Here is a 14,832-nt window from a genome sequence, read left to right as displayed (position 1 = left end):
ATTTATTTTCTTAAAACAGACGATAATCAATAATTTTTTGCAATTTTGTAAGATGAAAAAGTGGTTTATTTTACTCTATATGAGTATCGTTTCTGTGGCAAGCGGTCAAGTTATAAATATTGATACTAATACCAATTTGCCTTCTACAGTCTATTATTGTAATGGCGAAAAATTCAATTTAAAATTAGATGCTCAAGCCCAAAGCACGGGGGATTATGAAGTCAAGAAAATTAATAATTTTAATATTGCGAATGGCTATCAATTAGTCCCTTTCGTAAATAAAGTGGCAAACAACCATTTTAGCCGACCGATAGATTTAGGCTTTACTTTTAGTTTTTATGATAAAGACTATACCAAAGTGGTGGTAGGCTCTAATGGAAGACTTATTTTTGGGGAAGGACAAGATTTTGAAAATCTATACCAAGACCAATATGTAGATAAGGTTTATAGTGGCTACGCTAATCCTAATAAAAAGTTACCCCGTATTATTTATAACCAAGTAGATAATAACGACCCAAGTAAAACCTTTAATTTTGCTCAAATTTTTGCTGGGTTTACAGATTTAGGGTATTATAATACAGGTGATTACGATAGAGTACAATATGGTAAAACGACTTATCAAGGTAAGAACGGCATTATTATTTCGTTCACCGAAATTATAGAGCTACAATCCAATTATCAAAGGAAATTCTCTGCTCAAATTCTTATTTTAGAGGATAATACTTTTATCGTTAAAGTGATTAAAGTAAAAGGACAAAATGCGATTTTAGGTGTTCAGAATCAAGATGCTACCAAATATAGAGTAGAGCAACCGGTTTTTAATAATGAAGATTGGGCAAGTCAAGGGTCGGAGGCTTATGCATTTACACCTAATCAATCCTTAACACCAGAAGTGAAGTGGTATGTAGATGGTGTGTTAAAATCTTCAGGAACTGAATATTCTAATTATCAACCGACCAATAACGAAGAGGTTTTAAAAGCCCAAGTTATTTTTAAAGATGATCTAGGGAATCAGGTTGGGCAACCTCAGGACTTTGAACATACTTTTAAGAAGCTAGACCAATATAAACCTATTATCAAGTCACCTCAATATGGTACTTGTGGAAACCCTGCGGTGCTAGAAGTGGACAATTATCAATCCGATTTTACTTATGAATGGTATAAAGTAGGGGACACTCAATCCATCGGAACTGGACCATCCATCCAAGTGGGGAATGGAAAATATATTGTTAAAATAAAATCGACTTATCAAAATTGTGAGGCAGTCTCGGATGAAGTTGAAGTGAATATTAATTCGATTATTCCTGCAATTACCTTTAAAGATAAAAATTTTAAACTTTGTGATAATAACTATTCGGGTAAAAAAACGGTAACAATTAATCAAATTGCAGGTTATCCTTTGGGGGCTGATTATGATGTGAAGTTTTACCATAACGGTACAGAGGTTAATGCTTTTGAACTGACTTCTGGCAAAACTGAAAACTTTGAAATAAAGGTTGAAACCAAGTCTGGTATTGTACCTTCTTGTAATGCAGAAGCCAGTTTTAGTATAAGTTATTTAGCGTTTCCAGAAAATAATAAAACCTATACAGAAAAACTATGTTTTGAAACCATAGATTATGATTTAAAGAATTTTGAAACGACTCATTTTAATGGCAAAGGTTACCAGTTTGAATATTCTTTAGATGGTGGGGTAACTTATCAAAATTTAAACTCAATAAACCCTAAGACGAACCAAAATATTAAGGTTAAAATCTCACATCCTGATTTTTCTTGTATTTCTGTTATCAATTTAAAATTTGATTTTTATGATGAGGTAAAAGTAATGCCTATCACGCCTTTTCCAGCGCATTGTTCGAGTATGGTAGAATATTTCAACCTTGAAAAAACAAAACAGGAATTAGAGTATAATTCAGACATAAAAGCTACTTTTTATGATGAAAATGGTGCTGAAATCACAAATTTAAAATATAGAGGTGGTGGCACTATTACCATTAAAATAGAGAATACAGCTACGGGTTGCGAAGCTGCGACCAAAGCCACTTTAAAATTGGTGGTTTATAGTAAACCTAAAACTTATGACAATCTAATAGAAGATAAAACGACTTCTTGTGGTAGTTCAGTTTACAATTTAACCATTACAGATATCAATAAATTCATCCAAAACCCTAAAAATTGGGATGGTAGTTTTGTTATCAAATATTTTGATCAGAATGGGCAGCAATTATCTCAGCCAGAATATGAAAACTATGATGTTTCTGTGAATGGAACGCCGTATGCAGAACTATACTTTAACATAACTGGAAATGATGAATGTAAAGATACCATTAATTATAATCTTGTATCAAATCCAAAACCTAGAGCCACGGCTTCAGAAATTTTAGTCTGTTCAGGAACAACTTATGCATTAGATAATTTTAAAACTAAGGCAGTCAGTAATCCAGCGAATTACGAATTTTTCGATGAAAATATGAATCCTCTGACTTCGGATTTATCGTGGTTTGCTTTACCTTATGCGGTTAAGTTTTATATTAAAGATAAAACTTCGGGTTGTCTATCCGATTTACAGCAGGTAGTATTTAAACAAAATGCACCCACGCCAGTAAATAATAAAATTGATGATTTTGTAAAATGCGATACCGATTTTGATGGGTTAACCACTTTTAATTTAAATGATTGGAAATCGCAAATCACTTCGGATACCAATGCAAACCTTACTTTTTATCAAGATGCTGCCCATACGGTAGAAATTAAAAATCCATCCAACTATACTAATCAATCGGCTGAAGAAACTATTTATGGAATAGCAATAAATCCAAACCTTTGTCCAACGGATTTTAGTTTTAAGATTAAGGTAAATACTTCTATACCAGCCCAAATTATAGGAAACTTAAACCCTTGCTATGGCGAAATTTTGAACTTAGAAGTGGATAATGCCTCAGATTATCAATCTGTAGAATGGCAATTGCCCAATGGTTCAAAAGTTACCAATGCCAAACTGATGTATAACTACGAAGATATTCAATGGGGCAATTATACAATAGTGGCAACAAGCCCTAACGGCTGTAAAGTGACCGAAATAGTTATGGTTTCTAACGAACACCAACCCAAAATTATTGCAATTGAAACGAGTGATAATAAAATTGAAGTTGCCGCTTCGGGAGGTGTTCCTCCATATACTTATTTATACAATGGCGTGGAGCAAAGTAGCCCGATTTTAATGAACCCTAAGGAAAGTGTGTATCAGATTCAAGTAAAATCTTCTACGGGATGTCTAGGCGAGCCTAAAATGGTTTATTTCCTAAAGTTTAATAATGTCATAACTCCAAATGGTGATGGTAAAAATGATGTTTGGCAAGTCGATTACCTAGACCAAATGTCTGAGGTTAATCTTGTGATCACCGATCGCTATGGTAAAACCGTATTTGAGGCACAGTCGGGACAGCCTTTAACTTGGGATGGTAAAGTGAAAGGAAGACCATTGCCATCGGCAACTTATTGGTATGTAGTCCAGTGGCTAGACCCAGCGACTAACCGAAGACAAAGTAGGCAAGGCTGGATATTGTTGAAGAATTACTAAAATGGTTGATTAAACTAAAGTGTAGGTTTTATAATCTACACTTTTTTATTTAAATTAGGATGCTTCTAAATTAAGGATTTAATAGTAAAATATTTTATTAAATCATTGTGATTTATCTATATTTGTACTAAATTAAAAACGATTTTATTTTGAAACAAACCCTTATCATCGGTTCGGGATTTTCGTCTTTGGCGGCGGTGTGTTATTTGCGTTAGCAAGGGCGAGAAGTCTTGGTATTGGAAAAAAATGGACAATTAGGTGGTCGGGCTTCGGTTTTGGAAGAAAACGGATTCCGATTCGATATGGGGCCGAGTTGGTATTGGATGCCCGATATTTTTGAACGATTTTTCAATGATTTTGGAAAAACTACTTCCGATTATTATTCATTGAAAAAATTAGACCCTGCCTATCGTGTATATTTTGGTGCGAATGATTTTGTGGATATTTCGGCAGAAACAGAGCAAATTGTACAGAAATTTGAACAAATTGACCCCAAAAGCGGTCAAAAATTGCAAAAATTCCTCGATGAAGCGAAGAAAAACTATCAAATCGCAATGCAAGATTTGGTCTATCAACCTGGGCGTTCACTCACGGAATTGATGACTTGGGAGGCGGTGGTACGATTGCCTTTGTTTGTCAAAAATATCACTTCTCAAGTATCGAAAATTACCGAAAATCCGAATTTGAGAAGTATTTTGGAGTTTCCCGTGTTATTTTTAGGAGCAAAACCTGAGAAAACCCCCGCTTTTTACAACTTTATGAATTGGGCAGATTTCGGTTTGGGAACTTGGTACCCAAAAAATGGAATGAATAGCATAGTGCAGGCGATGGTAAGTTTGGGCAAAGAGTTGGGCGTGGAATATCAGACGGATGCTGAGGTAGAGAAAATCATTACTGAAAACGGAAGAACCATCGGAGTGAAAGTCAATGGCGAAAAGATTTCGGCAGATTTGGTGGTCAGTGGAGCGGATTATGCACATACCGAAACGCTTTTATCTTCGGAGGAACAGAACTATTCCAAAGCCTATTGGCAGAAGAAAACTTTTGCTCCTTCGTCTTTGCTCTATTATATTGGTTTGGATACCGAGCCTAAGAATTTGGAACATCACAATTTGTTTTTCGATACAGATTTTCAACATCACGCCAAAGAGATTTATGACGATTTTGTATTTCCGAAAGACCCTTTGTTTTATGTGAATTTTCCATCGAAAACCGACCGAAGTTTGGCACCCAAAGGGAAACATACGCTATTTTTCTTGGTCCCTGTGGCAGTAGATTTGGAAGATGATGAAAAAACGCACCAGCATTATTTGGAGTTGATTCTAAAACGGATCCAAAAATGTACGGGACAAGATTTGTCAGAACATATCGTGTATAAAAAATCATTCGGAGTGAAAGATTTTAAAAATCGCTATCATTCGTGTAGAGGAAACGCTTACGGATTGGCAAATACGCTACTTCAAACGAGTGTGTTACGCCCGAGAATTGATAATAAAAAAATCAAAAATCTATTCTATACAGGGCAACTAACCGTACCCGGACCCGGAGTGCCACCCGCTTTGATTTCGGGAAAGATTGTAGCGGAGTATATTGAGAAGAAATTAGGGAAATAGAAATTAAAAGATGCTAAATCAAGTTCAGCATAACAGTACGGGTAAGTTTGAGAAGTGTCACCCTAATTTTATTTCAGGGTCTCGACAGAAAAGATATAAAATTGAAGAAAACTAAACAACAAAAAACACTATGAACAACAATATGCAATTATACCACGATATTTCGGCAGATATTTGTCGGCGTATGACGAAGAAATACAGTTCGTCTTTTTTGCGGTCGATATTGTTTTTAGAGCCTGAAATTCGGCAAAACATTTATAACATCTACGGATTTGTGCGTTTGGCAGATGAAATTGTAGATACTTTTCACGACTATCCCAAAGCAGAGATGCTGACGCGTTTTACCCAAGAATATGAAGAAGCGAAAGCGTGTGGATTGTCTATCAATCCAGTAATTCACGCGTTTTGTTAGACAAAACAAAAATACGGTATTCCCGACCATTTGGTAGAGGCTTTTTTGCACTCGATGGAAATGGATTTACACCCTATGCAGAATCTTACCCACGAGGAATACGAAACCTATATTTACGGTTCGGCTGAGGTAGTAGACTTGATGTGTTTGTATGTTTTTATAAAAGGTGATGCCCAACAATTTGAGCAATTGAAAGCCTCTGCTCAGCGATTTGGTGCGGCTTTGCAAAAAGTGAATTTCCTCAGGGATATTCAGGCGGATTTTGAGGGATTGAATCGAATTTATTTCCCGAATGTGGATTTTTCTCAATTTACCTCTACCGACAAACAAAAAATTGAAGCCGATATAGAAGAGGATTTCCGTGTCGCATTGCAAGGTATCAAACAATTGGCATTGACTTCCCGATTTGCGGTTTATTTGGCATATAAATATTACTACAAATTGTTCAAGAAAATAAAAAACACCCAACCCGAACATATTTTACAAGCGCGTATCCGTGTGAATGATTTTCAAAAATCGTTGATTTTTCTTCGTGTATTTGTAAAAAGGCAGTTGATGACGCTATTTTTGTAATTGAGTGTAAATTGAACTGTAGGTTGTGCGGTGCGACGCGTGAGGGATAGAGGTGGCATCCTTTTTTGAGGGGCTGAGACGCGGTCGAAAGCCCAAAAAAAGATAGAGCCGAAAGCCCGACGGCGGTGCTAAAGCGTTGGAAATTGGGAAGGCAGCATGCCCAAATAATAAATAATAAGTGTGATGAAAAATTGGTTGGTTGGAATATTTTTAATGTTAGGATGCATGGTCAATGCTCAGAATTTGAGAGAGTTGCGTGGTTCGTTGTTGGAAGCAAAAGAATCGGAAAAAGTGGCGTTGCGTTTGATTGCAACGGCAAAAAAGGGTTTTGAAAAATCGAAGGTGGAAACTTATAGAGGTTACGAGGCGGTGGGGTATTTTTTTATGGCGAATCATGTGTTTAATCCGATTAAAAAGTTGCAGTATTTTAAAAAAGGTCGTAACTTATTGAAGGCGGCGATTGAGGCGGCGCCGAATGATTTGGAATTGCGTGTGTTGCGGTTGAAATCACAGGAAGAAATGCCCTCGATTTTAGGGTATAGTTCTGATATTAATGCCGATCGAGTATTTTTGAAAAAAAAGGGTAGATGCAGTGAAAGATGCTGAATTAAAGGGGATTATAGTAAAATTTTTAAATAAATAATCGTATGGAAATTGTTGTATATATTGTTTTGACGCTGGTCGTTTTTGTAGCGATGGAGGGAGTGACTTGGCTCACGCATAAGTATGTGATGCATGGTTTTGGTTGGTATTTTCATGAAGATCATCATCAACCGGGGTATCCGCATGTGTTTGAGAAAAATGATTTTTTCTTTGTGGTGTTTGCGATTCCGAGTATTTTGCTGTTTTATTTTGGAACGGTTGACGGTATCAATTGGTTGTTTTTTATCGGTCTTGGGATTTTGCTCTACGGAATTGCGTATTTTTTGGTACATGATGTGTTGATTCATCGCCGATTCAAGTGGTTTGATAAAACGAATAATTGGTATTTGAAAGCCCTACGAAAAGCGCATAAAATGCACCATAAGCATCTGGGGAAAGAGCATGGGGAGTGTTTTGGAATGCTGTTCGTGCCGATGAAGTATTTTAAAGAGTTTTGGAATAGGAGGTAGTTGGTAGAACACAGATAAAGCGAGATGCTGCGGAACAGAGTCATCGGTGTTCAAAAAAGTAAAAAAATGGAGCGTTATTTATATTTGTTGTTGGATGTATTGAGTTTTTCGGTGCCGTTTCTTTATAGTTTTGAAAGGCGACGATTGCATTTTATTCAATATTGGAAGCCGTATTTTACCGCTATAATGGGCGTGGGCTTGTTTTTTATTTTATGGGATATTTATTTTGCTTATCAAGGCGTTTGGGGCTTCAATCCTCGCTATTTGATTAGGGTTGAATGGTTTAAATTGCCATTGGAAGAGTGGCTGTTTTTCTTGTTGATTCCGTATGCGAGTAATTTTATTCATTATGCTTTGCTGTATTTTTTTCCGAAACCTACATTGTCGAAACCATCGGCGAAGGTGTTGTCGTGGTTGTTGTTTGTGATTTCGGCAAGTGTAGCGTTATTGAATACGGATAAAATTTATACACTTTGTAGTTTTGGGTTTTTTGCCGTATTGTTATTGTTTCAAAGCATCAAACAATGGCCGTATTTTAGACGCTATGCCTTGTCTTTTATCGTGATTTTTATCCCGTTTTTATCGTAAATTCTTGGCTAACGGGTAGTTTTACCGATGAACCGATTGTCTTTTATGATAATACCGAAAATTTGGGTATTCGTATGGGAACCATTCCCGTAGAAGATGCCTTTTATTGCTTTTCGATGTTGTATGGTAGTTTGTTGGTGTTTGAGTGGTTGAAGGTTAAATCGCTAAATGAATTCCGTTTGTTCAACTAAACTAAAAGCGTTATTTTCGCACAAAGTTTTTATCATTATGAAACATTGGCATTTTAAACAATGGAATACCATTGTAGGATGGGCGGTATTTGTTGTCGCACTTATCACTTATATCAGCACTATAGAACCTAATTTTAGCTTTTGGGATTGTGGGGAATATATTTCCTCTGCGATTAAATTAGAAGTGACCCATGCTCCAGGGGCTGCCTTATTTCAGTTAGTCGGTGCGGTATTTGCGATATTCGCATTTGGCAATGAAGCGTGGTATTCTATCGTGATTAATGCCATGTCAGCATTGTTTAGTGCCTTTACCATTTTATTTTTATTTTGGACGATTACCCACTTGGTAAGGCGATTGCTTCATAAAAATTTTGATAATATCACTTGGCAAGAAAGTTTGGTGGTTTTATTTTCTGGTGCGGTAGGGGCATTGGTATTTACCTTTTCAGATACTTTTTGGTTTTCGGCGGTAGAAGGTGAGGTGTATTCTATGGCATCGCTATTTATTGCTTTAATTGTATGGCTGATTACAAAATGGGAAAACGAGTACAGCCGTTCAGATAACTACCGTTGGATTATTTTAATTTTCTTTGTTACGGGGCTTTCTGTGGGCGTGCATATGATGTGTATGCTGGCGATTCCTATGGTTTGTCTTGTCTATTATGCTAGAAAATATACTTTTACTTGGAAAAGTTTTGCGATAGCCAATTTAATCACTTTAGTGATTTTGGCGATTGTATTTAAAGGGATTTTTCCTTTTGTGATGACGATGTTTGGGAAGTCGGAAATTTTCTTTGTTAATGTCTTAGGAATGCCGTTCCATTCGGGGACTATTTTTGCATTTGTGGTGTTGATTGCTTTAGCCTTTCTCGCTATTAGATTGGCTCAAAAGAAAGGGCAACCCTTATTACAAACGGCAGTATTGTCTGTGGTATTTATGCTTATAGGCTTTTCTTGTTGGATGATGATTCCTATCCGTGCCAATGCCAATCCACCTATGAACCTGAACAACCCAGATAATGCTATCGGTATGCTAGATTATTACAATCGTGAGCAATATGGCGACTGGCCTACCTTATATGGTCAAAATTATACCGCATATTTGGATTGGAATGGATTATTGAAAAGTGAGGATGGTAGCCTTAAAACGGTAAAAAAAGGTGATGTCTACGAAAAAGACGAAAAAACAGGACGATATATCGCTGTGGACGAAAGGTTTGACTATGTGTTCAATCCTACCCATGTTGGTTTTTTACCAAGAATGTTTGTTCAGGATAGAGCGGTGATGGCAAACTATATTTCGATGTATGGAGCACCAGATTTTGAATTTAATTATGGTGATGATGATATTGCCAATAATCCTGAAGCTGAAAGAGTTTATGAGGAACTTAGAAAAAAATATGACGATGGTACTATTAAGTTGGATGATTATCTTCAAGCAAAGCAATACCATCTGATTAATGTGAAAAAACCGACTCTAGGACAGAGTTTAGATTACTTTATTACTTTCCAAAATGGTTATTATTTTGTAAGATATCTCATGTGGAACTTTGTTGGTCGCCAGAATGACTTAGAAGGTCATATGGAAAATACTAATGGAAACTGGATTTCGGGGATTCCATTGGTGGATAATTTCCTTTATGGTAACCAAAACGATATGCCAGAGAAATTCCATAACGAGTCTACGGTCTATTTCTTCTTTCTGCCATTAATATTAGGTTTAATAGGGCTTTACTTCCAACTAACCAAAGATTTTGGACGATTCTATGCGGTATTATCATTATTTATATTGACTAGTATTGGGATTATTTTTTACACTGGGGTAAAACCATTTGAGCCAAGAGAACGAGATTACGCTATGGTAGGCTCTTTCTATGCCTTCGCGATTTGGGTAGGCTTAGGTGCAGCGGCTATTTTGCATTTAGTCCAAAGAGAAACTAAAAAGAAGTCAGCAGTTTTGGGTGTTGGGACTTTATTATTAGGGATTCCAGCATTGATGGGCTTCCAAAATTATACGCCACATGATAGAAGCGACCGCTATACCGCTTATGATTATGCATATTCTACCCTTAAATCCTTACCAAAGAATGATATTCTTTTCGTGTATGGCGATAATGACACTTATCCGCTTTGGGCAATCCAAGAAACTGAGCGTTTTAGGGACGATGTAAAAGTGGTGAATTTTACCCTTTTAGCTACGAGTTGGAATATTGACCAAGTGAAGCGTAAGACTTATAACAGTAGTCCAGTGCCATCTCAACTGAGCCATGAGTATTATCGTACTGGGATGAATGAGCAAGTGCATACTTTATCTAAAGAAGAATGGCAACAGATTTTTGAAAACCTTAAAAACAGTGGCGCTCCAGACGATTTTCTACAAGGATTTAGAAAATACGAAACTCAAGATAGTATGACGCTAAAAGAGGCGGTAGACTTTCTAAAAATGAAATCTGAGGACAAAAATGTGATTTTAAAAATGCTTTATGGCGAAGAGAAATATGAGAAATATAACTTTTTACCTGTAAGCAAATTCGTATTACCCGTTAATGTAAATAATGCGGTAAAATCTGGGATTATCAAAGCAAAAGAGGCGGCTTTAGCAGAGCAACAAATTGTAATAGACTATAAAAAATCTACATTGTTTAAAAATGATTTAATGATGATGGATATTCTAGCCAATTTCGATTGGAAACGCCCAATAAATTTCTCGGTAGGGGGGATTTATGATGATGCTAATGTCTTCTATCTAAAAGATTATTTACAGTATGATGGCTTTAGTTACAGACTGGTTCCAATTAAAACGCCTGAATCCGAAGATGGCGAAATGGGTAGAGTAGATGCCGATGATTTATATAACATTGTAAAGAATTTCCGTTGGGGTAACTTTAAAGATTTAGGGGTTCATTTTGATGAAACTTGTACGTCTAATATTTATAGTTATAGAAGCTCGGCAAGTAGAGCGGCAGAAGCTTTGGTTGAAAAAGGCGAAAAGAAAAAAGCGGTAGAGCTTTTAGATTTAGCGAGCCAAGAAATTCCCGTGTCTAAATATAACGACCCGCGTTCGCTTACTGCTATCATCTATGGTTATATCGTTTCTGGTCAAGAACAAAAAGGCTTGGCAATGGCAGAACAATTGAAAAAAGATATTTTCCAAGAGTATGATTACTACCTATCATTATCGCCACAAGACCAGCAGTTTGTAAAACGCCAAATGGCAACTCAACCGATGTTGTATTCTATGGTGGTAGCGTCGGTATCGGATGCGTATAAGAAAATTGGTCAGCCAGATAAAGGCTATCAATATTTAGTCAATTCTATTAAACCTATTGATAAAAGATTCAATGCTTTGGTGGCAGATTTAAAAGCGATGGGTAAAGAAAAAGCCTACCAAGAATCAGGTAATGTTCAGAAGGTAACACCATTTTATCAATATTTATTTGAGGTGATGAAACCGTATGATACCACTTATGCGGCAGAAAAAATGAACCAAATTACCGATGCTGTAATCAAAGCAACGGAATAAATGATAGGATGAATTTTTCAAATGCCAGTCTATATTATTGGATTGGCATTTGTTTATTTTAATGAGGATATTATGCAAGATTCAATAAAGTTAGATTTTAAATGTGTGGTGGTACTCGTCGCGGCGTTTATTGTAGCCAATTTGCTAATGGCGAGTTATGCGGTATTCCATCTCTTTGTGCTTAAAGATGAAGTACAGTATTCCATGGGCTATACGATGGTTTCTTTTGTTCTGAGTATGGGATTACCAATTTTAGCATTTGATTTTGGTATTGTTCGTCCAAAAATTGGTCAGCCGCTCCATATTCCGTTTAAATTATTACCCACCACCGATTATCTATTAACAATTCCAATGATGTTTGGAATGGGATTTATGGCAGAAGTCGTTACCTCTTGGATTCCTACGGACAGTGGTGTTTTGGGGGAATGGTATCAAGCGTTCAATGGCGTTTTTAAAAGTATGGCATACGATAAAGTTGGAATGTTGATTACCGTTGTTATTTTTGCTCCCATATTTGAAGAATTAATTTTTAGAGGGATCATTTTAAAAGGTTTGCTTAATAATGGTATAGCGCCGAAAACCGCTATTGTTCTTTCGTCTGTTGTTTTTGGAATAGTCCATGGTAATCCATGGCAATTTTTAGGTGCGGTGATGCTTGGTCTAGTGCTTGGATTGGCGTATTATAAAACCAAATCTATTCTACTCACAATGATATTACATGCGCTCAACAATTTGGTGGCGTGTTTAATGTTATTTTATGTAGGTAAAGATTCTTTTATAGAAGCCCTAGGGTGGAACTCTTGGATTATATTTTTCATTGGAGCGGTGTTGTTTGGGGTATTCTATTATTTATTTATGCATCGCAAAGTTCATCATCTAAAAGGAAAAATCTAATATCAACCCTCTCTCATATTAAAACTAAAACCATATTAATCATGAAAAAAGAATTACTTATCGCAACTCATAACGAGCATAAAAAAGAAGAAATTCAGCAGATGCTAGGCGATTCTTATACGGTTAAAAGTCTTACCGATTATCAAATTTTTGATGAGATTGTAGAAAACGGTGCTACCTTTAGAGAAAATGCCCATATAAAAGCAGCCTATTGTTTTGAAAAGACTGGCATTCCGAGTATTGGTGATGATAGTGGTTTGGTGGTGGATGCCTTAGATGGTAGACCTGGAATCTATTCTGCGAGATATGCGGGGAATCATGATTTTGAAGCTAATATTGCTAAAGTCATGGAGGAAATGCAAGGTAAAGATAACCGAAAGGCTTACTTTATTACCGTGATGTGCCTAGTAGATGGCGAGGGCGAACCTCAATATTTTGAAGGTAGAGTAGAGGGCGAAATTATTAATGAAATTAAAGGAACTAAAGGCTTTGGCTACGACCCTATATTTTTACCAAATGGCTACACCCAAACTTTTGCGGAAATGCGTCCAGAAGATAAAAATGCCATTAGCCATCGCAGGAATGCATTGGATAAATTGCTGAAAACTTTGAGTAATCCATAATTTTTAACGAACTTTGTAAGACCTAAAAATTCAAATTTTGAGTGCAACCCTAACGATACTCGGTTTTAATTCGGCGATACCAACGGTTAATTCCTCACCCACTTCGCAACTTTTGGAAATGCAAGAACGCTATTTCCTAATTGATTGTGGCGAGGGAACTCAGGTGCAATTGAGAAAAGCTAAAGCCAAATTTTCTAAAATTAACCATATTTTTATTTCTCATCTTCATGGCGACCATTGTTTTGGTTTACCTGGTTTGGTAGCGTCTTTTAGGTTGTTGGGTAGAGAAACCCCGTTGCATATCTACGGACCGAAAGGCATTAAAAAAATGCTAGAAACAATTTTTGACATTACTGAAACGCATAGAGGTTTTGAAGTGATATATCACGAACTAGACAGCTCTGAATCGATTAAGGTTTACGAAGATGCTAGGGTAGAGGTCTTTACTATTCCGCTAGACCATAGAATTTATTGTAACGGTTATCTTTTTAGGGAAAAGCCTAAAGATAGACACCTTAATATGGAAGAAATTCGCAAGTACCCTGAAATTGAAGTGTGCGATTATCATTTTCTAAAACAAGGAAGAGATTTTGAACTTTCTGATGGATTTATCCTTAAAAATGAAGTGTTGACTCTACCACCAGAGCCTCCCGTGTCTTATGCTTTTTGTAGCGATACCCGCTATTTGGAAACGGTGATTCCGATTATAAAAGGTGTTAATTTACTATATCATGAAGCCACTTTTCTTCATGAATTAAAAGAAATGGCAGACTATACAGGACATACCACGGCGTTGGAAGCTGCTACTATTGCACAAAAGGCACAGGTTAAAAAACTGATTTTAGGTCATTTTTCTAACCGCTATGCAGATTTAACAGTTTTTACCGACGAAGCCCGTTCTATTTTCCCAGAAACTTATTTGCCAAAGGCATTAGAACCAGTTGAGATTAAGTGATGACCTCTCAAGAACTCAAAGAATTTTTAGACGAAAAAGCCGACCAATACAATCATCCCGATTTTATTGTAGATGATCCTGTACAAATTCCACATCGGTTTTCCTTAAAACAAGATATTGAAGTTGCTGGATTTCTAGCCGCAACTATTGCGTGGGGCAATCGTAAATCCATTATTAAAAGTGCCGAAAATATTCTTAATATCATGGGGAATAATCCTTATGATTTTGTACTGCATCATTCCGAATCCGATCTTAATTCTATTGGTGATAAAGCGATACACCGAACTTTTAGTGCAGAAGATTTTAGATATTTTATGCAGAGGATGAAACTGCTCTATACACAACATGACTCTATGGAAGTCTTATTTCAGCTTCAGGATAATGAAACCAATTTCTACCATCCTATAGAGCGGTTCAGAGCTTTTTTTCTTGGCAAAGAAAAACATAGAAGTCATAAACATGTGAGTTCGCCCTATAAAAACTCTGCGGCAAAACGCCTGATGATGTTTTTAAGATGGATGGTACGCCAGGACCAACGCGGTGTAGACTTTGGAATTTGGGAAAATATTGAACCACGCTATTTATCTATTCCATTAGATGTCCATACGGGAAATATGGCAAGGAAATTAGGCATTCTTCAGCGGAAACAAAACGATTGGAAAACTGTAGAAGAGTTAGACCAAACCATTAGACTTTGGAATCCCAATGACCCCGCTATCTATGATTTTGCCTTATTTGGATTGGGTGTAAGTGGGGATTTGAGTTAAT

The 14,832-nt window shown here is 36.5% G+C and carries 10 protein-coding genes and 2 pseudogenes; all 12 read left to right on the top strand.

Annotated elements, in window-relative coordinates:
- The first annotated feature begins 52 nt into the window (after positions 1-52).
- Positions 53-3,580: a T9SS type B sorting domain-containing protein gene (locus C237_RS0111490; protein WP_018676609.1), complete on the top strand. Its 3,528-nt coding sequence runs from the start codon at positions 53-55 to the stop codon at positions 3,578-3,580.
- 227 nt (positions 3,581-3,807) lie between these two features.
- Positions 3,808-5,193: pseudogene (locus C237_RS13740) on the top strand (phytoene desaturase family protein); the annotation flags it as partial.
- 130 nt (positions 5,194-5,323) lie between these two features.
- Positions 5,324-6,178 (top strand): annotated as a pseudogene (locus C237_RS13735) (phytoene/squalene synthase family protein).
- 183 nt (positions 6,179-6,361) lie between these two features.
- Positions 6,362-6,784, top strand: a complete 423-nt coding sequence (locus C237_RS14055) for a hypothetical protein (protein ID WP_156809756.1) — start codon at positions 6,362-6,364, stop codon at positions 6,782-6,784.
- Positions 6,785-6,825: 41 nt separating this feature from the next.
- Positions 6,826-7,290 carry a sterol desaturase family protein gene (locus C237_RS0111470; protein ID WP_018676604.1) on the top strand — a complete coding sequence of 155 codons (465 nt, stop codon included), beginning with the start codon at positions 6,826-6,828 and terminating at the stop codon, positions 7,288-7,290.
- 66 nt (positions 7,291-7,356) lie between these two features.
- Positions 7,357-7,878, top strand: a complete 522-nt coding sequence (locus tag C237_RS13730; protein ID WP_245539726.1) for a lycopene cyclase domain-containing protein — start codon at positions 7,357-7,359, stop codon at positions 7,876-7,878.
- Positions 7,872-8,069 (top strand): lycopene cyclase domain-containing protein, encoded by a 198-nt coding sequence (locus C237_RS15060; protein WP_342661997.1) that lies wholly within the window; start codon positions 7,872-7,874, stop codon positions 8,067-8,069. The genes C237_RS13730 and C237_RS15060 overlap by 7 nt, the downstream gene beginning before the upstream one ends.
- 37 nt (positions 8,070-8,106) lie before the next feature.
- Positions 8,107-11,592, top strand: coding sequence for a glycosyltransferase family 117 protein (locus tag C237_RS0111460; RefSeq protein WP_018676602.1), 3,486 nt, complete (start codon positions 8,107-8,109; stop codon positions 11,590-11,592).
- Positions 11,593-11,613: 21 nt separating this feature from the next.
- Positions 11,614-12,486 (top strand): CPBP family intramembrane glutamic endopeptidase, encoded by an 873-nt coding sequence (locus tag C237_RS0111455; protein WP_018676601.1) that lies wholly within the window; start codon positions 11,614-11,616, stop codon positions 12,484-12,486.
- 41 nt (positions 12,487-12,527) lie between these two features.
- Entirely contained in the window at positions 12,528-13,109 is a 582-nt protein-coding gene (gene rdgB, locus C237_RS0111450; protein WP_018676600.1) for an RdgB/HAM1 family non-canonical purine NTP pyrophosphatase, read from the top strand.
- Between the two features lie 37 nt (positions 13,110-13,146).
- Complete coding sequence (locus tag C237_RS0111445) at positions 13,147-14,064, top strand: ribonuclease Z (protein ID WP_026315664.1); 918 nt, start codon at positions 13,147-13,149, stop codon at positions 14,062-14,064.
- Positions 14,064-14,831, top strand: coding sequence for a TIGR02757 family protein (locus C237_RS0111440; RefSeq protein WP_018676598.1), 768 nt, complete (start codon positions 14,064-14,066; stop codon positions 14,829-14,831). The genes C237_RS0111445 and C237_RS0111440 overlap by 1 nt, the downstream gene beginning before the upstream one ends.
- Position 14,832: the final 1 nt, after the last annotated feature.

Origin of the sequence: Riemerella columbina DSM 16469 (assembly GCF_000374405.1) — a bacterium.
Classification (GTDB): Bacteria; Bacteroidota; Bacteroidia; order Flavobacteriales; family Weeksellaceae; genus Riemerella; species Riemerella columbina.
The sequence above is the reverse complement of the archived record's forward strand: the minus strand, read 5'-3'. Positions and strand labels throughout refer to the sequence as shown.

What these genes read in the sequence shown, in the direction of transcription:
- C237_RS0111490 (WP_018676609.1), top strand. Translation starts at nt 53, where the DNA reads ATGAAAAAGTGGTTTATTTTACTCTATATGAGTATCGTTTCTGTGGCA.
- C237_RS14055 (WP_156809756.1), top strand. Translation starts at nt 6,362, where the DNA reads ATGAAAAATTGGTTGGTTGGAATATTTTTAATGTTAGGATGCATGGTC.
- C237_RS0111470 (WP_018676604.1), top strand. Translation starts at nt 6,826, where the DNA reads ATGGAAATTGTTGTATATATTGTTTTGACGCTGGTCGTTTTTGTAGCG.
- C237_RS13730 (WP_245539726.1), top strand. Translation starts at nt 7,357, where the DNA reads ATGGAGCGTTATTTATATTTGTTGTTGGATGTATTGAGTTTTTCGGTG.
- C237_RS0111460 (WP_018676602.1), top strand. Translation starts at nt 8,107, where the DNA reads ATGAAACATTGGCATTTTAAACAATGGAATACCATTGTAGGATGGGCG.
- C237_RS0111455 (WP_018676601.1), top strand. Translation starts at nt 11,614, where the DNA reads ATGCCAGTCTATATTATTGGATTGGCATTTGTTTATTTTAATGAGGAT.
- rdgB (WP_018676600.1), top strand. Translation starts at nt 12,528, where the DNA reads ATGAAAAAAGAATTACTTATCGCAACTCATAACGAGCATAAAAAAGAA.
- C237_RS0111440 (WP_018676598.1), top strand. Translation starts at nt 14,064, where the DNA reads ATGACCTCTCAAGAACTCAAAGAATTTTTAGACGAAAAAGCCGACCAA.